At 55.0% G+C, this 22,449-nt stretch carries 18 protein-coding genes; 10 read left to right on the top strand and 8 right to left on the bottom strand.

All coding sequences use genetic code 11. The features are described 5' to 3' along the window. Positions 1–108: 108 nt before the first annotated feature. On the top strand, positions 109–1,392 hold the full coding sequence (locus tag ACP7IZ_RS02980; RefSeq protein ID WP_426847782.1) for an NAD(P)/FAD-dependent oxidoreductase: 1,284 nt from the start codon (positions 109–111) through the stop codon (positions 1,390–1,392). A 254-nt stretch (positions 1,393–1,646) separates the two neighbouring features. Here ACP7IZ_RS02980 and ACP7IZ_RS02975 read toward each other — a convergent pair whose 3' ends face one another. The 5 genes from ACP7IZ_RS02975 to ACP7IZ_RS02955 all read right to left on the bottom strand — a co-directional run bounded on the left by ACP7IZ_RS02975 (position 1,647) and on the right by ACP7IZ_RS02955 (position 5,864). After that, positions 1,647–1,823: a hypothetical protein gene (locus ACP7IZ_RS02975; protein ID WP_162870722.1), complete on the bottom strand. Its 177-nt coding sequence runs from the start codon at positions 1,821–1,823 to the stop codon at positions 1,647–1,649. Between the two features lie 41 nt (positions 1,824–1,864). Further along, the gene (locus ACP7IZ_RS02970; RefSeq protein WP_170315330.1) at positions 1,865–2,419 is read right to left on the bottom strand and encodes an Hsp20/alpha crystallin family protein; all 555 of its coding nucleotides are present in this window, start codon (positions 2,417–2,419) and stop codon (positions 1,865–1,867) included. A 203-nt stretch (positions 2,420–2,622) separates the two neighbouring features. Then, positions 2,623–3,789: an acetoin dehydrogenase dihydrolipoyllysine-residue acetyltransferase subunit gene (locus tag ACP7IZ_RS02965; protein ID WP_006117117.1), complete on the bottom strand. Its 1,167-nt coding sequence runs from the start codon at positions 3,787–3,789 to the stop codon at positions 2,623–2,625. A gap of 3 nt (positions 3,790–3,792) precedes the next feature. Then, on the bottom strand, positions 3,793–4,821 hold the full coding sequence (locus ACP7IZ_RS02960) for an alpha-ketoacid dehydrogenase subunit beta (RefSeq protein WP_426847781.1): 1,029 nt from the start codon (positions 4,819–4,821) through the stop codon (positions 3,793–3,795). Between the two features lie 47 nt (positions 4,822–4,868). After that, positions 4,869–5,864, bottom strand: coding sequence for a thiamine pyrophosphate-dependent dehydrogenase E1 component subunit alpha (locus tag ACP7IZ_RS02955; protein ID WP_035354178.1), 996 nt, complete (start codon positions 5,862–5,864; stop codon positions 4,869–4,871). 238 nt (positions 5,865–6,102) lie between these two features. On the opposite strand from ACP7IZ_RS02955, the gene ACP7IZ_RS02950 reads away from it, so the two are divergent. The 4 genes from ACP7IZ_RS02950 (at position 6,103) to ACP7IZ_RS02935 (ending at position 11,170) form a co-directional block, all read left to right on the top strand. After that, the gene (locus ACP7IZ_RS02950; protein WP_170315329.1) at positions 6,103–6,327 is read left to right on the top strand and encodes a hypothetical protein; all 225 of its coding nucleotides are present in this window, start codon (positions 6,103–6,105) and stop codon (positions 6,325–6,327) included. A 70-nt stretch (positions 6,328–6,397) separates the two neighbouring features. Then, the gene (locus ACP7IZ_RS02945) at positions 6,398–8,011 is read left to right on the top strand and encodes an inorganic phosphate transporter (protein WP_426847780.1); all 1,614 of its coding nucleotides are present in this window, start codon (positions 6,398–6,400) and stop codon (positions 8,009–8,011) included. Positions 8,012–8,067: 56 nt separating this feature from the next. Further along, entirely contained in the window at positions 8,068–8,985 is a 918-nt protein-coding gene (gene ppk2, locus ACP7IZ_RS02940; protein ID WP_063353661.1) for a polyphosphate kinase 2, read from the top strand. Positions 8,986–9,442: 457 nt separating this feature from the next. Beyond that, positions 9,443–11,170 carry a Hint domain-containing protein gene (locus ACP7IZ_RS02935; protein WP_426847778.1) on the top strand — a complete coding sequence of 576 codons (1,728 nt, stop codon included), beginning with the start codon at positions 9,443–9,445 and terminating at the stop codon, positions 11,168–11,170. Positions 11,171–11,268: 98 nt separating this feature from the next. Here the strand turns inward: ACP7IZ_RS02935 and ACP7IZ_RS02930 are convergent, their stop codons facing one another. Together ACP7IZ_RS02930 and ACP7IZ_RS02925 are read right to left on the bottom strand one after the other, a co-directional pair. After that, positions 11,269–11,856 (bottom strand): hypothetical protein, encoded by a 588-nt coding sequence (locus ACP7IZ_RS02930; protein ID WP_426847777.1) that lies wholly within the window; start codon positions 11,854–11,856, stop codon positions 11,269–11,271. Between the two features lie 142 nt (positions 11,857–11,998). After that, the gene (locus ACP7IZ_RS02925) at positions 11,999–14,449 is read right to left on the bottom strand and encodes a TonB-dependent receptor (protein ID WP_426847776.1); all 2,451 of its coding nucleotides are present in this window, start codon (positions 14,447–14,449) and stop codon (positions 11,999–12,001) included. Positions 14,450–14,585: 136 nt separating this feature from the next. Between ACP7IZ_RS02925 and ACP7IZ_RS02920 the strand changes: the two genes are divergently transcribed. Continuing rightward, entirely contained in the window at positions 14,586–16,781 is a 2,196-nt protein-coding gene (locus ACP7IZ_RS02920; RefSeq protein WP_426847775.1) for a M13 family metallopeptidase, read from the top strand. Positions 16,782–16,905: 124 nt separating this feature from the next. Beyond that, positions 16,906–18,111 carry an energy transducer TonB gene (locus ACP7IZ_RS02915; RefSeq protein ID WP_426847774.1) on the top strand — a complete coding sequence of 402 codons (1,206 nt, stop codon included), beginning with the start codon at positions 16,906–16,908 and terminating at the stop codon, positions 18,109–18,111. A gap of 224 nt (positions 18,112–18,335) precedes the next feature. Here the strand turns inward: ACP7IZ_RS02915 and ACP7IZ_RS02910 are convergent, their stop codons facing one another. Next, on the bottom strand, positions 18,336–20,030 hold the full coding sequence (locus ACP7IZ_RS02910; protein ID WP_426847773.1) for a Hint domain-containing protein: 1,695 nt from the start codon (positions 20,028–20,030) through the stop codon (positions 18,336–18,338). A 316-nt stretch (positions 20,031–20,346) separates the two neighbouring features. Between ACP7IZ_RS02910 and ACP7IZ_RS02905 the strand changes: the two genes are divergently transcribed. The 3 genes from ACP7IZ_RS02905 (at position 20,347) to ACP7IZ_RS02895 (ending at position 22,299) form a co-directional block, all read left to right on the top strand. After that, the gene (locus tag ACP7IZ_RS02905) at positions 20,347–20,787 is read left to right on the top strand and encodes an acyl-CoA thioesterase (protein ID WP_426847772.1); all 441 of its coding nucleotides are present in this window, start codon (positions 20,347–20,349) and stop codon (positions 20,785–20,787) included. A gap of 234 nt (positions 20,788–21,021) precedes the next feature. After that, on the top strand, positions 21,022–21,846 hold the full coding sequence (locus ACP7IZ_RS02900; protein ID WP_426847771.1) for a ferritin-like domain-containing protein: 825 nt from the start codon (positions 21,022–21,024) through the stop codon (positions 21,844–21,846). Positions 21,847–21,915: 69 nt separating this feature from the next. Further along, positions 21,916–22,299, top strand: coding sequence for a VOC family protein (locus ACP7IZ_RS02895; RefSeq protein WP_414144889.1), 384 nt, complete (start codon positions 21,916–21,918; stop codon positions 22,297–22,299). Positions 22,300–22,449: the final 150 nt, after the last annotated feature.

The raw sequence follows: 22,449 nt of genomic DNA, 5'->3' as shown, positions 1-22,449 counted from the left end.
GCGCGTACCACGGTAGAACACAATAAACGGGTGCGTGAGATCAACAAGTAGTGGATTGCACGGCACTCCTCCGCGCCGCATGGTGCGGAGCAAGGGGGATATTGTGGGATGAGTGATCGGTTTCGGGTGGTTATTGTTGGCGGCGGTGTTGCAGGCATGGCTATTGCAACGCGGCTGGGCAACAGCCTTGGGCGCTCCGGCAAGTTAGATATTACGTTGGTGGACAAGGGCTTCAGCCATGTGTGGAAGCCCATGTTACACTGCTTTGCTGCGGGCACAGCCAGAAACGAGAATGACCGCATCACCTTTATCTCCCACGCTGCGGCGCATGGGTTCCGCTTTTGCTATGGTGAAATTGCCGGGATAGACCGCGCCGCCAAGCGCCTGAAGCTGGCCCCGCTGGAAGAAGAAGACCACGAGGTGCTGCTGGATGAGCGGTATCTGGATTACGATGTGCTGATTTTTGCCATTGGCAGCCGCGCGAATGATTTTGGCACGCCCGGCGTGGTGGAAAACTGCATCTTCCTGGACAACATTGTAGAAGCCAATAACTTTAACGAGCGCTTCCGCCATGCGGTTATTCAGGCCTATGGCCGGGGGTCTCCGCTGGATATTGCCATTGTGGGCGGGGGCGCTACGGGCGTGCAGCTTGCGGCTGAACTGCACAAGGCGCTGGATATTGGCTCTTTGTACAACTTCACGCCTGTTACACCGGAAATGCGCGTAACATTGTTGGAAGCCGGGCCGCGTATTTTGCCTGCCTTCCCCGAAAACGTGTCTGCCGCCGCGCAAAAGCAGCTTGAAGCGCTTAAGATCAAGGTGCTCACCAGCACAATGGTCAGCGGTGCGGATGAACACGGCTTTATGCTTAAAGATGGCACCCGTGTAGATGCACAGTTTCGTGTTTGGGCGGCGGGCGTAAAAGCCCCCGATGTTACCCGCCAAATGGATGGTTTGGAATGTGGGCGTGGCGGCCAGTTTTTGGTGCGCCCCAATTTGCAGACCACGCTGGATGACAGCATTTTTGCTGTGGGGGATTGCGCCTTTATTAGCGATAGCCCCTTGGCCCCCACCGCACAGGTGGCCCGCCAGCAAGCACACCATCTGGCACGCTATCTGCCGGGCTTTATCTTTAACAAAAAGCCCGTGCCTGCCTTTAAGTTCAGAAACCGCGGGGCCATTGTGGCCTTGGGGGATTACAACGGCTGGGGCGCATTTGCAGATGGCAAAACCTTTGGCGGCGGCTTTATGCACGGCCTTAGCGCGCGTTTGGGCCATATGGCGCTGTATCGGCAACATCAGTTTGAACTGTATGGGCCATTCCGCGGCATGATTGCCTGCTTTACGGATTGGCTGGATGGCTTTGTGCGCCCACCCGTGCGGATGGACTAGGCCACACTTCACGCCGTTTATAAAAAAGCATTCCCGCACCGGCCTGTTTAAAACATCAGCCAGTGCGGGAACCTGATAACGCAAACCTGCCACACAGGGGCGGCCCACCCGTATAAGGGCCAGACCAGGCAGGTTCACCGCATCCTGCCTGCCCCTGTATTTTTAAAGCGCCCGCTTTGTGTGTTGGGTAAACCCCACAATGCGGGCCTTTATACACCCTGCCAACAGCAACAACTTTCTATCCGGCTTCTTAATTAGTCCAGATACTTGGCCTTGCCTTCGTTCAACTGGGTAATGAAGGAATCACTTGTCATTTCCTCCACCTTGCCTGCGCTGTCCTTCAGCCGCACCTTGCTGTCACCATCATTGATAACGCCCAGCATTTCGTATTTGGTGCTGCCGATCTGTACTGTTTTGTTTTTCGTGCTCATAAATCTATCTTTCCTAGCGGGGTTTTAAGGCTCCGCTGTTTTCAGCCTGCCTTAATGGCAATCTGGCGTTCTGCCGGTTTGGCTTCTGCTTTTTTGGGCATGGTTACTGTCAGCACACCGTTTTTAATGCTGGCAGAAATTTTATCCACATCCACATCTTCGGGAATAGCAAAGGAATCTTCAAAAGCGGCAAACTGGCGGCCCGCAACGTGGTGCTTTGTGCCTTCTGCCAGTTCGGGCTTTTTCTTTTCACCGCTAATGGTCAGCAGCCCGTTGGCTGTGCCCAGCTTGATGTCATTTTCAGAACAACCCGGCACTTCCGTGGCAACCACGTAAGCGCTGGCATTTTCTGTAATATCGGTTGCACCCAAGCGGCTTGTCGCGGCGGCGGCCCCTTCTGGTGTTTTAAAATCTTCAAACAAACGGCTCATCTGCCGCTGCAGAACAGAAAACGGATCTGCCACACGTACCGTGCCAACAGGAACACGCACAACTGGGGAGCGGCCTGTATTCACGTAACTGGTCATTTTATCCTCCTTGTTCTGGCACAAGGGCCCGGCACGCGGCGCCCTTGTGATCACGCTTAGGAGTATCACCGCTTTCTGATCGCCTCTCCCTTGATCCAGATCAATTTCATGCACCCGGATTCAGCGTGCCGGAAATGCGTGCATGTCATAACATGGCTTCCCATATCTAAAGAACAATGCAGCGTTTTTAACAAACAATATGCAGATGCCCTCTACACTTTATGTATAGAAGGCACCTGCATGACGGGGCATGTTGGGGAGAGCTTGGGGTATTAGGCTGTGGCGTCCATCCGGGCCATGCTCAGCGCGGCTTCGGGGTCTTTTACAAACACGGCAATGGCTTTGTTAATATCTGTTGCACGCTCAAGCTGCGGCAGATGGCCTGTTTCTTCAAACACTGTTACCGGTATGATATCCGGCAGGCCAGAGGCGTTGGAGGCAGAAAGAATTTCATCTTCCTTGCCCCAGAAAATCTGGGTAGGTGTTTCGGCCCCGGCCAGCACGGAGCGCAAATCATCCGCCTGATGCCCGTTAGGGAAGCACGCCTTGGCAATAACGTGCAGGGCATCCCGCGCGCCATCCAGCCTGCGGGCACGCAGCACGGCATCCACCATTTTGCGGCCAACAAGTGCCTTGTTATACACCAGCATTTGCAAAACAGCCTTCATATCCCGGCTGCTTTCACTATCCACAAAAGCGCTGATGAAATCTGCATTCACATCCTTGCCCAGCCCGGCGGGGGCCAGCAGGTTTAGGCTGGCAACCTGCTCTGGGTGGTCTCGCAGCAAGGTCAACGCTATGCCGCCCCCCAAAGAATGGCCCACCACATGGGCTTTTTCTATCTTGAGCGTTTGCAGCAGGTCGCTCACCACACCGGCCAGAAACGCCAGCGTGCCTGTACCCACGTTTTTAGAGGAAGCCCCATGCCCCGGCAGGTCAAATGCTATCACGCGCCTGTCTGCCGCCAAAGCATCCTGCGTGAGCAGCCAGTTGCTGATATCTCCACCAAAACCATGCACCAGCACAATGGGCGTGCCCTGCTGCGTGCCTACATCACGCACATTCAGCGTGTGCTCGCCCACCGTGATCTGCTTGGGTTCCCCGGCGGTGGCATCCTGCGTTGCCGCGGCATCCTGCGGGTTGTCTGCATGAAAGTTCTTGATAAAGGCTTCAATATCCACATCTGGCGTTTCAGCATCTGCCAGAACGCCAATCAGTGCGCCTACGGGCAGGGTTTCCCCCGCCTCTGCCACCTGTTTGCGTAGCACGCCTGCGGCGGGGCTTTCATAACTGCTGGTAATTTTGGTGGTTTCAATATCCGCCAGCTCATCACCCTGCTGCACGCTCTGGCCAACAGATACTGTCCATGATGCCAGCTTGCCTTCTGTCATGGCCAAGCCAAACTTGGGCATTGTCAGTGCTGTAATGGTGTCTGTCATGGCTTATGCAACCTTCTGCTTCTGGCTGGAGGTAATGGAGCGCACAGCGGCGGCAATTTTGTTTGCATCCGGCATGTACAGCTTTTCCAGCGGGGTGGAAAACGGCACTGGCGTATGGGGCGGCACCACACGGCGGATAGGCGCTTTAAGGCTGAAAAACGCTTTTTCCGCCACAAGGGCAGAAATATCGCACGCCATGTTGCAGCGCGGGCTGGCTTCATCCACCACCACAAGGCGGCCTGTTTCGGATACGGATTCTAAAATGGTTTCTTCATCCAGCGGGGATGTGGTGCGCGGGTCTATAACTGTGCAGCTAATGCCCTGCTTTTCCAGCTCATCTGCTGCGGCGTTGGCCATGCCAACCATACGGCCCATGGCAACAATGGTGACATCCTCTCCTTCACGCGTCACGTTCGCTTCACCAAACGGGATGGTGTAGGCCTCATCCGGCACGTCTTCCTCATCATCATACATGACTTTGTTTTCAAGGAAGATCACGGGGTCATCATCCCGGATAGCTTCTATCAGCAGGCCCTTGGCCTCGTAGGGTGATGACGGGATAACAACCTTAAGCCCCGGAATATGCGTAAACAGCGGGTAAAGCGCCTGGCTGTGCTGGGCCGCCGCACTAAACCCGCCGCCATACATGGCCCGGATAACCAGCGGCGTGGTGGCCTTACCGCCAAACATGTAGCGGAACTTGGCCGCCTGATTCATGATCTGGTCCAGACAACAGCCCACAAAATCTACAAACATCAGCTCGGCCACCGGGCGCAGGCCGGTAGCGGCCGCACCTGCGGCGGCGCCAATGTAGGACGCTTCGGAAATAGGCGTGTCCAGCACGCGGTCATCTCCAAATTCTTCCCACAGCCCTTTGGTTACGCCCAGCACGCCGCCCCAGGCATCTGTAATGCCAGCGGTGCCGCCACGGCCCCCGGCAATATCCTCGCCCATCAGGATCACCCGTGGGTCACGCCGCATTTCCTGCCGCAGGGCTTCGTTAATGGCCTGTCTGAAACTTTTTTTACCCATTGTTCTGGTTCCCGTTTGCCTGTGTGGCTGAAAAACTGGTGGAAGGGTTAGTACCGCGCATACACATCGGCCATCAGGTCTTTGTCCTGCGGCCACGGCGCCTGCTTGGCGGTTACAACCGCGCTTTCCACCTCATCCGCCACGGCGGCGTCTATTTCATCCATATCGCCTTCGGGCAGCAGGTTTTCCGCCACCGCGCGGGCGCGAAACTTTTTGAGGCAATCATGATCTTTCTTTTGCTCGGCCACTTCCCCGGCCTTGCGATAGGTCATGGCATCGCCTTCAAAATGCCCATACCAGCGGCTGAGATGCACATGCAGCATCACCGGCCCCTCGCCAGAGCGTGCGTGATCTATGGCGTTGCGGGCTGTTTCATACACTGCAAAAAAATCATCTCCTTCGCAGGAAAAATACGGTAGGCCAAACCCGGCGGCCCTATCCTTTTGCGTGCCTGCACAGGCGTAAGATGCCCCTGTGGCCTCTCCATATCCGTTGTCTTCCACCACAAACACAGCGGGCAGATGCCAAACAGAGGCAAGGTTCATGCTTTCCAGCGTGGTGCCCTCGTTAGAAGCGCCATCACCAAAAAACGCCACGGCCACACCGTTATCCTTGAGCGTTTTATGAGAAAGGGCAGCCCCGCAAATAAGCGGTGGGCCGCCACCCACAATGCCATTGGCCCCCAGCATGCCTTTAGAAAGATCCGCAATATGCATGGACCCTCCCTTACCGCGGCACACACCGGTATGGCGGCCATAAATTTCGGCCATCATGCCGCCCACTTCCACGCCTTTGGCAATGCAGTGCCCGTGGCCACGGTGCGTGCTGGCAATGGTATCGTTATCTGTCAGATTAGCGCACACCCCCACGGCAGAGGCTTCCTCGCCGCAATAAAGGTGCACAAATCCGGGAATTTCCCCTGTGGCAAATTCCACGTGCAGGCGTTCTTCAAAAACGCGAATGGTACGCATGCTCCGATACGCACGCAGCAGGGCTTCTCTTGAAATCTGAACCGACATGTTCTGCCTGACCTTTCCATACATCTGCACAGCGTTACACGGGTGCCAACGTAGGGAGGAAAGGCGGCGTTCCGGCCTATAGAGGGTAATATATGTTTTTAACGCATATGTGATATTATTATTTCAATATAATAACATGTTTTCAGAGAGTTAGCCTCACTCTTTTGCGAGCGGTTCTCAACGTTTGTCATGAAAGCGTCACGCACAATGGGCCGGCAAGGGGCTAAAGGACTGCTCATCCTGTTTGGAGGAGAAGCAGACAATGTGTGCTGAACCAGTTACTGCAATGCAGCCCGATGCACATAAGCCAAAGTGGCGCGAAGCCGTGCGTGAGCGCTGGCGCACCACTTTGCTATATGTGTGGGAACGTAACGGCACCCCGCACCCGTATGCAGCCCTGCCGCATACCGCACGCCGCAAGGTGTGTGCTGGTGCACGCCCTGCTTCAGCGGCCCATGCGGCCGGTAAGCCGGCCCACGCCGTCTGAAACCTGACAGCAGGACGGGGAAATATCTGCTTTTCCCCCATAGAGTGAAATTGACAGTCAGGAAAAATCCATGTCCGGCACGTTGCTGAGTCCGGCTGCCGCACCACGCCCAAACATGAAGGGAGGCACCAACCAAGCCTTCCGCATGTTCTTTATGGGTGTGGTGACGGCTGCTCTTGTTTTTGTAGGGTATAGTGTTCTGGCAGACCTGCGGTCTGCTGGTGAAAACGGCATGGCCATTGGGGCCTTTGCTTTGTTGGCCTTGGCGCTGCTGATTGCGCTGGGGTTTGAATTTGTAAACGGCTTTCACGATACGGCAAACGCCGTGGCCACCGTAATCTACACCAACAGCCTGCCCCCATTGGTGGCGGTTGTGTGGTCTGGCCTGTGGAACCTTGCGGGCGTTCTGGTTTCATCCGGGGCGGTGGCGTACAGTGTTGTTACGCTTCTGCCGGTAGAGCTTATCTTGCAAGTTGGCAGCGGCGCTGGCCATGCCATGATTTTTGCCCTGCTGCTTTCCGCCATTATCTGGAACCTGGCCACATGGGCCTTTGGTATTCCCAACAGTTCCTCCCACGCTTTGGTGGGGTCTATCCTTGGTGTTGGCTTTGCCAACCAGCTCATGTCTCCTGCTGGTAGCGCCCTGTACGGGGTGGACTGGTCTCAGGTGCGCAAGGTGTTTTCTGCCCTGCTGTTCTCCCCCGTTTGCGGCTTTGTGCTGGCTGCGGGCATGTTAATCCTGATGCGTCTGGTTATCCGCAACGCAGCCCTGTATCGCGCCCCAGAGGGTGATGCCCCGCCGCCAATGTGGATCCGTGGTTTGCTGGTAGGCACCTGCACGGGTGTTTCCTTCTTCCACGGCAGTAACGATGGGCAGAAGGGCATGGGCCTTATCATGCTTATTCTTATTGGTGCGGCCCCTACGGCATATGCGCTTAACCGCGCCATGCCGGATGACATGATGCCCGCCTTTGTGCAAACCGCACAGCAGGCCGCGCATGTGTTTGAAGTGCACGGCTCCCCCGCCCCTAGCCTGCCAAGTGCAGAAGAAGCCCGCGCACAGGTTACCGATGCGCTGCGCACCAAAACAATAGCCCGCCCGGAAATCTATTCCGCCCTTGGCGTGCTGTCTGATGATATTGCGCAGTCTGTTGGCAGCTATCACTCCCTTCAGGCTATTCCGGCAGCAGCCGTGCCAAACGTGCGCACGGATATGTATCTGGTGGCAGAAGCCGTGCGCAACATGGGCAAGGTTTCTGGCTTTACGGGTGATGAAACCGCAGAGCTAAGCAAGTTTATGGGGCAGCTTAACGCTGGCACACGCTTTATTCCCACATGGGTTAAAATTGCCGTGGCGCTGGCTCTGGGCCTTGGCACCATGGTGGGCTGGAAGCGCATTGTTGTGACCGTTGGTGAAAAAATTGGCAAAACCCACCTCACCTACGCTCAGGGTGCTGCGGCAGAACTGGTGGCCATGGGCACCATTGGTCTGGCAGAACGCTATGGCCTGCCGGTTTCCACCACGCATATTCTTTCCAGCGGCGTGGCTGGCACCATGGTTGCCGGGGGCGGCGGCCTGCAATGGGCCACACTGCGCGCCATGGCCATGGCATGGGTAACAACCCTGCCCGCCGCCATGCTGATTAGCGGCGTGCTTTACTTCATCTTCCGCCACATCTTCTAACACAACATAAGCGGGGCACCCCAAAGTGCCCCGCTCTTTGCTTGAGGGCCTTGGATATGACAGATCAGGCAACAGAAACACTTCGCGCTGCGGAACATGAACGTGAGCGGATGCGCCAGGAAATTATTGATGACCTGGACGAAGAAATAGAACTGGAATTGCAGGAAGACGATCTGGACGGAACCATTTCCGAATCTGAAAACGCCTTCCGCCGTGAGTATTTTCGGGAACTGGTGCGCCTGCAAACAGAACTGGTGAAGTTGCAAGATTGGGTGCAGGCCACAGGCCAGCGCATTGTGGTGCTGTTTGAAGGGCGCGATGCCGCAGGCAAAGGCGGCGTTATCAAGCGCATTACCCAGCGGCTCAACCCCCGCATCTGCCGCGTGGCCGCCCTGCCCGCCCCAACAGACCGTGAAAAAACCCAGTGGTATTTCCAGCGTTATGTGGCGCACCTGCCTGCTGCGGGGGAAATCGTGCTGTTTGACCGTAGCTGGTATAACCGCGCCGGTGTGGAACACGTAATGGGCTTTTGCACCGATGAAGAATATGAAGAATTCTTCCGCTCTGTGCCGGAATTTGAGCGCATGTTGGTGCGCAGCGGCATTAAGCTGGTGAAATACTGGTTCTCCATCACCGATGATGAGCAGGAAGCCCGCTTCCGCGCCCGCATGGAAGACCGGTTGAAGCAGTGGAAGCTCAGCCCGATGGACCTTGAAAGCCGCCGCCGGTGGGAAGCCTACACCAAGGCCAAGGAAACCATGCTGGAAAAATCCAGCATCGAGGAAGCTCCGTGGTGGGTTGTGCAGGCCGTAGATAAAAAGCGTGCGCGGCTAAACTGCATTAACCACCTGCTCTCATTAGTGCCGTATAAGCCTGTGCCGCGCCCCGAAGTGGTTCTGCCACCGCGCGTGTATCATGCAGATTACGAACGCCAGCCCACGCCAGACACCATGATTGTGCCCGAAATTTACTAACCTCTGTTTTCGGTAAAGCATTGTCAGTTCATGCCTTTTATCACAGTCATGAACTGACAATTGCTAAAAGTTTTTTCCTTTTATAAAATAAAAAAAGCATTTCCCATTAAAAAATGTGGCTTTTCTTTGGCAATCCAGAAAAGCCAACCCGAACACACAAATAAATAAAAACAATTTGAAATACACATAAATTTATTTGAAATAAATACTTATAAAATATAATTTAATCTCATTTATTTGTTAAAATATTAGAAATAAACACCAAAACATTAACTTAATTATTCTATATCTATAAAATAGATAATTTTATATTTACATTCATAAAATAAAATAATTACCACAATAAAATTTTATAACAACATTATGTATTACTGACCCCTTATATATTTAAAAATGCTTGCAGAATCTTATCGTGAGTTTATATGTTGGAAATCATATAACTTTTTTGAGGTGGCTTATGACAACCGATACATGGACAGGCACTGCAGGCGATGGCAACTGGAACAACGCAGCCAACTGGTCTAACGGCGTTCCAGATTCAGATTCGGATGTTGTCATCGACACAAATGCAACGCAAAATCAGACAATCAACATTCCATCTGCGGTTGAAATCTCCAGCCTGACCATTACAGGTGATACAAATGTTGCGTTGAACAATTACACCGGAGATTCTTCGCAACGCGTTGGTTTTACTGTTGATAACAATATCAGTATGGATAATTACAGCGGCACGCTTCAGGTCAACTCGCTGTATTTGATAAGCTATGGAGATATGACGGGCGGCACCGTTCTGATTGATAACTCTACCGTGCAGCCTTCAGGCACTTTTACGTCTATTGCGTCTTTCTGGCCAACGGCCAACAATGATAACCCCAATTACCTTAACCTTTCGGGGGCGCAAAACACTGTTCCCTCCGTTATTAACTTTTCCAGTTACGATGCCATTACTTTTGGCAGCCGCCAATCTACCGATGGTGGCGCGGGTATCCAAATCAAATGGGTTCCTTTGGGCAATAACACCTACAAAGTTGTTAACGCCGCAAATGCAGATGATGTTCTGGTAGATTCCCTTACCTTTGTGGATGGAGAATCCCCCGATAAAATCGGCTATGATGGTGATACCGCAACCATCAACTGCTTTCTTGCAGGCGCCCTGATTGAAACACCAGAAGGCCTGCGCGCCATTGAAGATATTCAGATTGGCGATGCTGTTTTTGTCTATTCTGATGGCGAAAGAAAAGTCAGCCGCGTCACATGGGCGGGCCATGCCCCGGCAAAGGCAAACACCGCCCTTACGCGGGATGAAGCAGGCTACCCCATCCGCATTGTTGCCAATGCTTTGGCAGACAATGTACCCAGCACAGATCTGCTGATCACACCAGAACATTGCCTGTTCTTTCATGGCAAGTTTGTGCCTGCACGTATGCTGGTAAATGGCAGCTCCATTTTCTATGATACATCCATTGTATCTTACGAATATTACCACATTGAAACCGCAGAACACGCCGTCATCATGGCAAATGGTGTGCTCACGGAAAGCTATCTGGATACGGGCAACCGTGCATCCTTCCAGCAGGATGGTAGCGTTGTTATGCTGGGGCGCACGCCCGCCAAAAGCTGGGAGCACGATGCCGCAGCGCCTTTATGCGTAGATCGTGCTTTTGTGGAACCTCTGTTTCACGCACTCACCTATCGTACAAACAGCATTGCCGGATGCCCTGCACCTGCGGGAAATGTTGAAACAACCACCAACCCCAACCTGCACCTTGTTACGCAGTCTGGGGCTATTGTGCACCCTGTGCGCCACACCGCGCACCAGTACAGCTTTATGCTGCCACCTAACACGCAATCCGTACGCATTGTTTCTCGCGCCAGCCGTCCGGTAGATATTATTGGCCCGTTTGTGGATGATCGCCGCTATCTGGGCGTTGCCATTGCAAACATGCACCTTCTGTGCGCCGAAGATGTGCATAATATTAACGTGCACCTTCAAACAGAAAAACCCGCAGGCTGGTACGCTACGGAAGCCGCAGGCTGCGCATGGACAGATGGTGATGCCCTGCTGCCTCTGGATGGATATCTTACCGATGGCAAGATTGGCATGCTGTCCATTACCGTACAGGCAGGTGGCCCCTATGTTGTGGAAAACCACCAAAATACAGAAACACACGCACGCTCTGCCTGATGTTAATCTGTACGCGTGGCGTATTATATAAGCGGGCCTTATCTACCCTGTAGCAGATAAGGGCCTGCGGCCTTTAACGGGCCGGCTTTGGCCATGTGCTAGTTCAGCACATGGCCATTTGCCACTTTTGTTACAAAGTCATTGCCAATCTGGGCTACGGCTTTTTCACTCGCCTGCATCATGGCGTGTTTGAGCGCCCCGCAGCTTCCGGCCACCGTGTTGCTGCCCTGCCCGGTAATAGGCACCACCTGCACAGGCTGGCCCTGTGCGTTAAGCACCTGCACAGTGCCTTTTAGGGTGGTATCCACCGTGTATTTGTTATCCCATATGCCCGGCTTAACGCTTACCTGCTCATCCGCTGTTTGCAGGGAAAGGGCCATTGTATAACCGCGTGTTTCTGGGGTTTCCTGCTGCGCATGGGCAAAGCTGGAGCGAATGGCCTGCTGCAACCGCTCCTCTGCAGAAGCTCCTAAATTTGTGGTGTAATTTATGCCAAGGCTGCACGCTATTTGCGCATTCTGCTTGGCAAAGCCCGGCGCAAAACTATAGGCCACCGGCGTTTGCACCAAATGCTGCACCGGCAGATCCTGAATAGGAAAGGAGGCCTCGTTAAGGGCAATGCGAGAACTGCACGCCCCCAAAAGCAACGCCAAAGCAATCAGGCACGCACCGTTTTTACCGGCCATAACCAGACCTCCGTTTAAAAAACAAGAACGGAGGCAATACAAGCAGCGTTACCTGTAAATAAGAAATAGATTTTTAGTGACCAGCTCCGTCCTATTTCTCTCTAAAACGTGAATCACGCGCTTGTTATACTTGATTTAATACTTAAAACCCGCAGGAAACCCGCCCGCCAATAAAGCGTGGCTCACCGGGAATATAGAAATACGTGGTGGTGGCCATGCCGCCACTTTCTGCGTAGCGTTTATCCAGAATATTGCGGGCGTAAAGCGTGGCCTCCCACTTGCCCGAAGGCGGGCGGAACGTGACGTGCGCCCCCAGCAAAAAGTAAGATGGCAGGCGCTGATACCCCGTGCCGCCCACCACAATGGCCTGGCTGCCCCGGTATTGCCAATCCGGCCCAAAATCCAGCCGATACCCTTTGCCCAAGGGCTGCCGCCACATAGCCTCACCATTCAGTGTGAGTTTGGGGGAACCGTTATCCACCCCGGCAAAGTTACGCTCTATTGCTTTCCATGTGCCGTGCTGGGCGTAATAGGCGTTGGTGGCGGTGCGGTCCACATTGGGGAAGTTCTGAAAATCCCCTCGCTGCCAGCCAATGTTTTGCATAATGTGCAAACGGCTTATGGGGTTGGCCTCCAGCGTGGCCTCAAAACCCCAGCTTTCAGATTTAGGGGCGTTTGTAATTTCGCTTAACGGGCCGTAATCGGGAATCAGCACCGTGCCCACAACCTGCTGGTTATGGTAATCATTATAAAACGCCGCACCGTTAATGCGCAAACGGTTGGGTATGGGGTCTGATTTAAAGCCCAGCTCGTATGTTAGCACCGTTTCGGGGTGAAAGGGGTCTAGCTGCGCCTGCACCTGCGTATTGTTGGCCGTAAAGCCACCGGGCTTAAAGCCCTTGCTCATTTTGTAATACAGCATGGCATTGGGCACAAACTGCCATGAAACCCCCACCTGCCCCGCAAACTGGTTGGAGGCCGTGTTTTCTGCGTGGAAGTTATGCGTAGCCCCGCCAAATATCTGCGATGTCAGGCCCGTTATGCCGCGGTCATCCAGTTCATGCAGCAGCCCCGCCCAGATGGTAACGTTATGCGGCAACCGGTAGCTGACATGCCCAAATTCCGAAACACTCTGCTGGTTCTGCCCGAAGGAGGTGGACATCATATACCCACGCGCGGCGTAATCTGTGTAGTTAAAGAAGAAGCGCTGGTTCATCTGGCTGCGCTGATAATACCCGCCCACAACCCAGTTCAGCCGCCCACCAAGGGCAGAGCCGTTTAGCCGCGCTTCTTGCGTAAACACGTTGCCATCTATGGTGCGGTAGGTATCGGCCTCCTGCCGTGATGTGCCATCCTGATCCGTGTATTCCCCACGCCGTTCGGTTTCAAACGCGCTTACAGATGTAAATGTTACCGGCCCGAAATCGTGCATGATATGCACATCCGCGCCCCAGTACTGGTTGTGCTCGCTGGGTTTTAGCCCATCGCGGCGGCCTATCAGTTTGTCAAAGGTGGAATTGGAGGACCATTGCGCATCTGTTCCCATGCCGTAATCGGGCAGCGGGGTGGAGCCAATAATGCGATGCACGGCTTGCGGGGTTACAACTTCGCTGTTGTCCTGCACAAAATGGCCACCAAGCTGGATGGTGGTTTTATCATCCGGCCGCCAGCGCAGCTTGCCGCGAAGCGCCCATAAATCGGCATCCCCTAAATGGTCTCCATTTTCGGGGTCTCGCTGCCAGCCACCGCCTTGGCGTGTTTGCCCCGCCAGCCGAAAATCCAGCCCCTTGGCCAATGGGCCAGAAACATAGGCCTCGCTCCGGCTGCGGGCGTAGGAGGCAATATCCTGCGATGCCCCAAAATGCCACGTATCTGTTGGGTCTGCCGTGCGCAAATGCACTTCCCCACCCGTGGTGGACTGTCCGTGCTCTGTGCCTACTGGGCCGGGGGTTACGCTGGCGCTGGCCAGATCAAACATCATGCCGTCTGTCATGGCGGCATAGGGGTAGGCAACATCGTCCACATAGGTCAGCACGGTGGGCATGTTGTTCTGGGTGAAATCATTAAACCCGGAACCACGCAGGTAAAAGTTGGTAGAGGCCGTGCCGTTGATGCTTTGCATCGTTAAGTTGGGGGCTACGTGCTCCAACCCGCGCAGGGTGGTAATATCGCGGTTGCGCAACAGCTCCGCCGTAAGGTGCGTGGTGGCATCTGGCTCATGCTGGGCGGATTGAAACATGTAATCGTAGCGGTGGGCGTTTACCTGCACAGATGTACTGCTGCGCGCTTCCACCGCCGCAGGTGGGGCTGCGTGGTGCCCCCGGCCCACACCTGTAACAGGCCGCCCATGTGCATGCGCGGGTGTATGTGCTGTTTTGGGCGGGGCAGCCTGCGCCATAATGGGCCACAAACCCAGCGCCATAATGCTGGCACAGCGCAAAACACGGCGCGCCCGATGCGCCGCAACACGCACGCGCTGTTGCTGTGGCCCCCGCCATATGGCGGCATGCTGCCTGTATTTTGCTCGGCCAGAAATAACGCCATACCCCTTGCTTGTGTGCACCTGCGGGCCGCCGCATAACGTGCAACGCATAACATTTATGTGTGTTTCAGCCCCCTAATGCGGGGGATGCCTGCAAGATGCAAGCACACATACAGGGCTGGCAGAAAAATTCATTCTCATAGGGCCTGCCATCATTGCCCGTCCTGCACGGGGTAGGCAGCCTTCCATGCCAAGGCTAAGGTGGGGCAGAATATTCTTTGTTTCCGAACACTCTGAGAGGTGGGGCTTGCCCCACGCATCAGACCCAGAAGAAAGAAAGCGGAGACTCCATTTGTCCAAATTCCTCTCCCGTTCCTCCCTGCGTGGCGCATTGTTGCTTTCTGCCGCCCTTGTTGGCGCCACTGCCAATGCCCCCGCACATGCCGCGCCATCTGCCCCCACAGCGCAGCCAGCCCCCGCCAGCTTTGGCGCTTGGGGGGTAGATCTGGAAGGCCGGGACTTAAGCGTAAAACCGGGGAATGACTTTTTCCGTTACGCCAACGGCACCTATCTGGACCACCTGCAAATTCCCGCAGATATGACAAGCTATGGCCCCTTCAACGCGCTGGCCGAGCTTTCCCGCACACGGGTACAGGGTATTCTGAATGATCTTTCCGCCCATCCGGTGGAAAACCCGCGCAGTATTGAAGAAAAGCTGGGCACCTTTTACGCCTCGTATATGGATGAGGCCGCAGTAGAAAGCCTTGGCAGCCGCCCGCTTAAGGAAGATCTGGACGCCATTCGCGCCATTAAAACGCCTTCTGATCTGGCAGCCCTTACAGGCTCCTGCCCCGGCAACTTCCAGTTCTCACCGTTCTCTCTGGGTATCAACCCGGATGCAAAAGACCCCACACACTATGCGCTTAATCTGGATCAGGCCGGGCTGGGGCTGCCAGACCGCGATTATTACCTGAAGCCAGAATTCGCCAGCAAGAAAAAGGCCTATCAGGCTTATGTAGAAAAGGCGCTAACACTGGCAGACTGGCCAGAACCCGCAAAAGCCGCCACAGCTATTGTTACGTTTGAAACACGCCTTGCCAAAGCCCATTGGGCGCGTGAAACCCTGCGCGACCCGCAAAAAACCTACAACCCGATGACGGTGGCAGACCTAGCCAAAAACGCGCCGGGGTTTGAATGGTCTATCTGGCTCTCTGCCGCGGGCCTGCCCGAACAGGGGCTGGACAAGCGCGTGCTGATTGTGGGCGAACCCTCCGCCATTACGGAAGAAGCCCGCGTGGTGGCCGATACGGATATGGATACGCTGCGGGCATGGCTGGCCGCGCATCTGGTAGAAAACGCCACATCCTACCTGCCAGATCGGTTTGAGCAGGCGCGTTTTGCGCTTACCAAATCCCTTACCGGCCAGCCCTCTCTGCCCGCACGGTGGAAGCGCGGCGTGCAGGCCACCAGTTCTGCCATGGGTATGGCGCTGGGCAAGGTGTATGTGCAGCGTTACTTCCCGCCAGAAAACCGCGCCACCATGCAAAAGCTGACCACGGATTTGAAAGACGCCTTCCGCATCCGCCTGCGCAACAATACGTGGATGAGCCCTTCCACCAAGCAGGCCGCGCTACGCAAGCTTGAAAACTTTGAAGTTCAGGTAGGCTACCCCAATAAATGGCGCGATTATGCCAGCCTTGAGGTGCATAAGGGCGATGTGTACGGCAATGCCCGCAACGGCGTGGCGTATGAATGGCGCTACTGGCTGGCACGGCTGGACCAGCCGGTGGACCGTGATGAATGGGACATGACACCCCAAACCGTAAACGCCTACAACAACCCGCTGTTTGATCAGGTTGTGTTCCCCGCTGCCATTCTGCAACCGCCATTCTTCAACCCCAAGGCGGATATGGCCGTAAATTACGGGGCCATTGGCGGTGTGATCGGCCATGAAATGACCCATTCCTTTGATGATGAAGGCCGCCAGTTTGATGAACACGGCCGCCTGCATGATTGGTGGACAAAGGAAGATGCCGCCCGGTTTCAAAAACTGGCGGACCGGCTTGGCGCACAGTTTGATGCGTTTGAGGTGCTGCCCGGCGTGCACGTAAACGGCAAGCTGACAATGGGTGAAAACATTGCCGATCTGGGCGGGCTTACGCTGGCGCTAGATGCGTATCATGCCGCGCTTAAAGGCAAGCCCGCGCCAGAACTGGATGGCCTAACGGGGGACCAGCGCGTGTTCCTTGGCTGGGCGCAGGTCTGGCGTGAAAAGCTGCGCGAAGAAACCATCCGCCGCTTGGTGGTGACAGATCCGCACTCTCCCCCGCAGGCGCGGGTGAACATGCCTATGCACAATATTGATGCATGGTACGATGCATGGAAGGTGCAGCCCACAGATAAGCTCTACCTTGCGCCAGATCAGCGCGTAAAAATCTGGTAACGCCCATACCTGCCCCACACCGTATGGCCCGTGCATGTGCGGGGCCATACGGTGTGGCAAACTTCGTGCAAACTTCTCTCTGGCACCACAGCAGCAGCCATGACACAATACGCACCACACTGGCATGGGGCCGGTATGCGTAAACCCTGCGGAACAGGTGGAGAATAACGGGCGGGTCATGATCGACAGGTTCAGTTCTTCCCGCCATCCTGCCAGACAGGAACCCCGGCTGCTGCCCGACAGCGGCACAAACGCTGCGGAAAACCCCGCCAGCCTGCGCACATCCAAACCGGATACGGAAGATGTGCGCGCACGGCTTTTTCCCGCAGCACCTGTGCCACGCACACGTGGCGTTAACGTACGCGGCACCTCTACCCCGCTTATCCGCAAGGAAATATACGCAGATCCCACATTGGGGCCTGTGCTTACGGCCTCTTTTCTAGCACATGTGCTGCTGCTGGCCGCCTTGTTGTATAAGGCCACGCACCATCAGCCCCAAGGCTCGCCCGATGCGGCCCAGCAATCCGCCGGGGTGGAAATGGTGTTTTCTCAACCGCAGGCTTCCAGCGGTATGGTGGGCGCACAATCCCCCGATGCAGGTGGCGGGAACGAGGCCAAACACGCCGCCCAAACCAGCAACGAACCCCCAACCCCGGCAGATGCCGAACCCACGCCCACACCCCCGGCAGAGGAAGCCCCCTCCGCCCCCATTCTGCCGCCATCTGATGATGGGCTGCCCAAGCCGGTAGAAAATAAAACACAAACCAAGCCATCTCATCCGGTTACGGGCCACAAGCCCAAAACGCCGCAGCCTGCGCGCCCCACACCGCACGCCAAGCCCACGCCCCGGCCCAGCCACCACAAGCCCTCTCCGCTGGACCACCCAATGGATATGTCCTTTAACGAGGCCCCAGCCCCACGCCGCAAGCAGCATGGCCGCCCCGGTGGTTCCAGCGCCCCGATTGATCTTTCCATTGGCCCAATGGTGGAAAATGGTGAGCTGAACGCCCATTACGCATCGCGCACCACAGTGCATGGCGTGAGCAGTGATTACGCGGCGGAAATTGATGAATGGATCCAGCGCCACCTGTATTACCCGCCAGATGCGGCAGAACGAGGGGATGAAGGCCCATCCTCGGTGCATGTTATTCTGGACCGCACGGGGCATGTGTTCAAAGTGTTCCTAACCAGCGGCTCTGGCTCCTCCGATCTGGATTCCGCAACAATAGGCATGTTCCACGGGGCGCAACTGCCACCCGTGCCGCCGGATATGAAAGATAAGTTCATTAACTTTGATGTGACGGTTAATTACATGCTCATCCGCAACTAACGCGGCGGCCCCTTACATTATTTATGCCCCACACGGGCCAGTATGGCCGCCCCTGCAAGGCTTTGTAGCTGGGCCTGCCGCATGGTGTGGGGCCTGCACGCCGCACAAAAAGCCCCAAAGCCAATAAAAAACGGGGCTTCGGCTTGCACAAAAGCAGCCGATACCCCGTTTTTAACGTGTAGAGCAGGATGTTTTTAAACCACCCTGCTTTTTATACCAAACCTTTAGGCCGTTTTGGCAAGCCGATGTGCTGGCGTGTCTGATGCCAGATACGGGCCAGCGGCCAATACCTGCATGCTTAGCATACGCATGCCAGATGTTGGTCGGCTTTCCAGATCCAGCATGGCGTTGCCATTTGTCCAGCGGGCTGCGCCACCCTGTTCCAGAACGTACCAGCCGGGGATATCTTTATTTTGTAAATGCGTTGAAATTTCCTGCACATTTCGGGCATCACACAGGGTTATCAGCCCAATGGCCACACCCAATTTGCGCCGATCATCTACAAACGGGCCTTCTACATCACACGGGCGGCTCGCGCGGGAGACAATCTGCACGCTTTGCACATTTTCTGGCAGCATAAAGGTATAGTGCCCATCCTGCACCTTTATGGCCCGGATACGCTTGCCGGTGTTGGTTTGCAGGCAGATATCCGGGTCTGTCAGCAGCTCACGCCGGGCAAGCTGTGCGGGGGCATGCCCCAAAGCGTTATCCCTGTTTGCAATTTTTTCAAACAAAGGCTGCACAAATTCTTTTTGCGTGCACAAAGGGGCTGCGGCATCTGCAGACCAATCGCGCTGTTTGCTGCCAATGCTGGCCAGCACTATGCCAGAACTGCGGAAGCTGGCACGGTTGCCCGTATCCAGGTAGCTTTCGCTCAGCACACCATCGGCCATGATAACAGCATGTTCGGGCGTTTCTATGTGGTAATAGGTGTAGGATGTAAAAGTGCGATCGTAAAAAATGCTGCTGCCATTTACAAGCATACGCACCGGCACAAAGCGCCCTTCAAAATACAGGCAGTGTTCGGGCGTTACCAGCATATCCTTGTAAGGCACGCCATCTGCTATGGCATCCTGCACAATACGCACGGGGTATCCGGCCTCATCATCCGCCAAGGTGGGGTTTACCGTAGCCTGTGCATGGCCTGCCCATACAATCTGGCGGGGTTCTGCTTCACCTTTTCCATAAGCCAGCACGGTATCACCCACGCGCAGGTCTTCTACCGCTACATCCCCATTGGGGGTGCGGATCATGCTGCCAGCCAGATAGCAGATAAGAATACCGCCCGTGCCATCCGGGTTGGAGCTATTTGTCCATTCCTTGGGAACATACCATGTCAATCCAAATGGGTTGCCAGATACCTTAATGCTTGGGCCAAGCGATACATCAATAACGTTAAGGATATTCAGATCCAGCCCCACCGTGGTGGTGTTTGTGATTGGATCATAATACCCCCACACATTGGAGGAATCCGGAAAATCTACCGTAAAGTTTGGGGGAACGGTGCTTGTTGTTTTGCCGTTTGAATCAATAAACGTGACCACGTTGGAAAGTACACCCACGCCAACGCCTGCACTATCCACCTTGATGTTGCCGCCATCTGGCCCAACATTGATAGAGCTTAGCACGTTGGCGGAAATAATATTTCCCCCCAGTTCCAGCGTGCCACCATCTACCGTAATATTTTTAATGGCCCCAACAGATGCCAGGCCGCCGCCAGCCACCACAGTTGCGCCGTTTTCCACCACAATGCGGCTGAGCGCCTGCACATCGGCAAGGTTGCTCAGGTTTACCACCACGGGGTCTCCCGCCGGGGTGTTGGCATCCCGCGTGATCAGAATGTTGCCAGTTACGTTAAGGTTAAGCAGATCCTCAACAGAGTAATCTATAACCTTGTCAAACAGTAGATTGATGGCCATGGCCAACGGGTCCTTTTGCATGAATAAAGTCCCCGTTAACTATTTATTAAGTATTAACGCGGGACGATTTCATTTTTATTTTAAATTTATTTATAAACAGTAAACGTTTTGAAAAATTTTACCTCATCGCCCCACAGGCCCCGCACGCGCCAGCCAAACCGCCCCCGCGCTACGCTCAAGGCAGGTTTGATCACGAAAAACTGAAGCTGCATCCCGTCATGTTTACGCGCTATCCTGCTGGCAATGCTTTCGTGCAGGGCGGCTTTCTTCCCTGCAAGTCAGAACATAAGGCCCTTGCCAGAAGGAACAGTACTGCATGCCCCGTTCAGATAATTCGCAAATCCCAACCGATATCCCCACCATCCGCGTGGTGGCCATGCCCACAGATACCAACCCGGCGGGAGACGTGTTTGGGGGGTGGATTGTTTCTCAGATGGATCTTGCAGCGGGCACCACGGCAGCTTTTCGGGCCAACGGGCGGTGTGCCACCATTGCCATCAACAGCCTTGTATTTATGGAACCCGTGGTGGTGGGGGATGAGGTGAGCATCTATACCCGCATTATCCGCGCGGGCCGCACATCGCTTACCATTCATGTAGAAACATGGCGCCGCGCCCGCCACACGCATCTGACATCCAAGGTAACGGAAGGCGAATTTATTTTTGTGGCGCTGGATGAAAACCGCCGCCCCCGCCAGCTTCCGCCCGCGCAGCCGGGTGATGAGCTGCCAGAAATTGTGCCACCCAACGCAGGTTAAAACAGCACGCAGCACCTTTATAAACCCGTGCCGCGTTATAGTACGGCAGCCAGAACACACCTTGGGTGTTATCTGGCTGTAGGGCCTTTTTTCAGCTTTTCACGCCAAGGCCGGATGGTCTAGAAATCCGGCCATCAGGTTTTTTCATGCCTTGGCTCTGGCGCAAACCCAGCCTGCACGGCATATAAACCACGCACACGCGCAAACAAAGGCAGGAAAGGGAGGCCCGGGCTTATGAAACACTGGCAGATCGACCAACTGCCTTGGGATCAGTTTGATCCCTCTAAAGTAGATCCGCAATTGGTACCAGCCATCAAGGCGGCCTCGGTGGTGGAACGCAACAGTGTGGATTACGCGCTGTACCTTAATAATGTGTTCCGCGATGATCCGGACTTTAGAGAAGCAGCAGACCACTGGGCCATAGAAGAAGTACAGCATGGTGATGCGCTGGGCCGTTGGGCCATGCTGGCAGACCCCACGTGGGATTACCACGCCGCCTTTGAGCGCTACCGGGATTTTTACCAGATTCCGCTGGAAGTGGAACAATCTGTCCGTGGCTCCCGCACGGGGGAACTGATTGCCCGATGTATGGTGGAAACAGGCACATCCTCCTTTTATTCCGCACTGGCCGACGCTACGGAAGAACCCGTTTTAAAAGCCCTTTGTAAACAGATAGCAGCGGATGAGTTCCGCCACTTCAAACTGTTTTACGACCACATGAACCGCTACCTAAAGCGCGAAAACATTGGCACGCTGCAACGCGCACGCATTGCCCTTGGCCGCGTAACGGAAAGCGAGGATGACGAACTGGCATCCGCCTACCACACCACCAATGACCCCGCAGATATGCCGTATGACCACACGCGCTGCATTGCGGCGTATATGTCCCGCGCCATGAAAAACTATCAGCCCCAGCATCTGCGGCGTGTCACCAACATGGTGTTCAAAACCATTGGCGTTACCCCCCACGGCAAATGGCAGAGCGCTGTGTTCTGGATTGCGGAAAAACTGTTTTTCAGCCGTCAGCGTAAATTTGCGCGCATTGCGGGCATAAGCTAGGCGGCCTTTCCCTCTTGAAAGCAGGCGCGTAAGGTTCGTTCCGTCATAACAGACGGAGATTTACATCTGATGTTTACGCATATTGTGGTGGGCAGCAACGATATTGCCCGTTCCAAAAAATTCTACGACGCTATTTTTGAAGCTATGGATATTCCCCCTTCAGAAATTCACCCCAATGGCCGCCTGGTTTACGCCAAGCACGGCCAGCGCTTTGTAGTAACCAAGCCGCTGGACGGCAAACCCGCCACCCCCGCCAACGGTGGCACCATTGGGCTGGAAGCCGCTACAACAGCTATGGCCGATGCATGGCACAAAGCTGGTGTTGCCAATGGCGGACAGGCCATTGAAAACCCACCCGGCGTGCGCCAGACCCCCATGGGCCCGCTGTATCTGGCTTACCTGCGGGACCCGGATGGCAACAAGCTGTGCATTGGCTGCAAGGTTCCGGCCTAAGCCTAGCCCGTTGCGTTTAACCTTGGCGGAACACCCTTCCGCCAAGGGGTGAACACACAAAAAAGCTGCGTTCCGTTTTGCGGGCCGCAGCTTTTTTTGTGCCAAATTTTATACTGTGTTCAAGGCTATATGCTCAGATATTGCCTTGAT

Origin of the sequence: Acetobacter sp. AAB5 (assembly GCF_050106715.1) — a bacterium.
GTDB lineage: Bacteria > Pseudomonadota > Alphaproteobacteria > Acetobacterales > Acetobacteraceae > Acetobacter > Acetobacter oryzifermentans.
The sequence above is the reverse complement of the archived record's forward strand: the minus strand, read 5'-3'. Positions and strand labels throughout refer to the sequence as shown.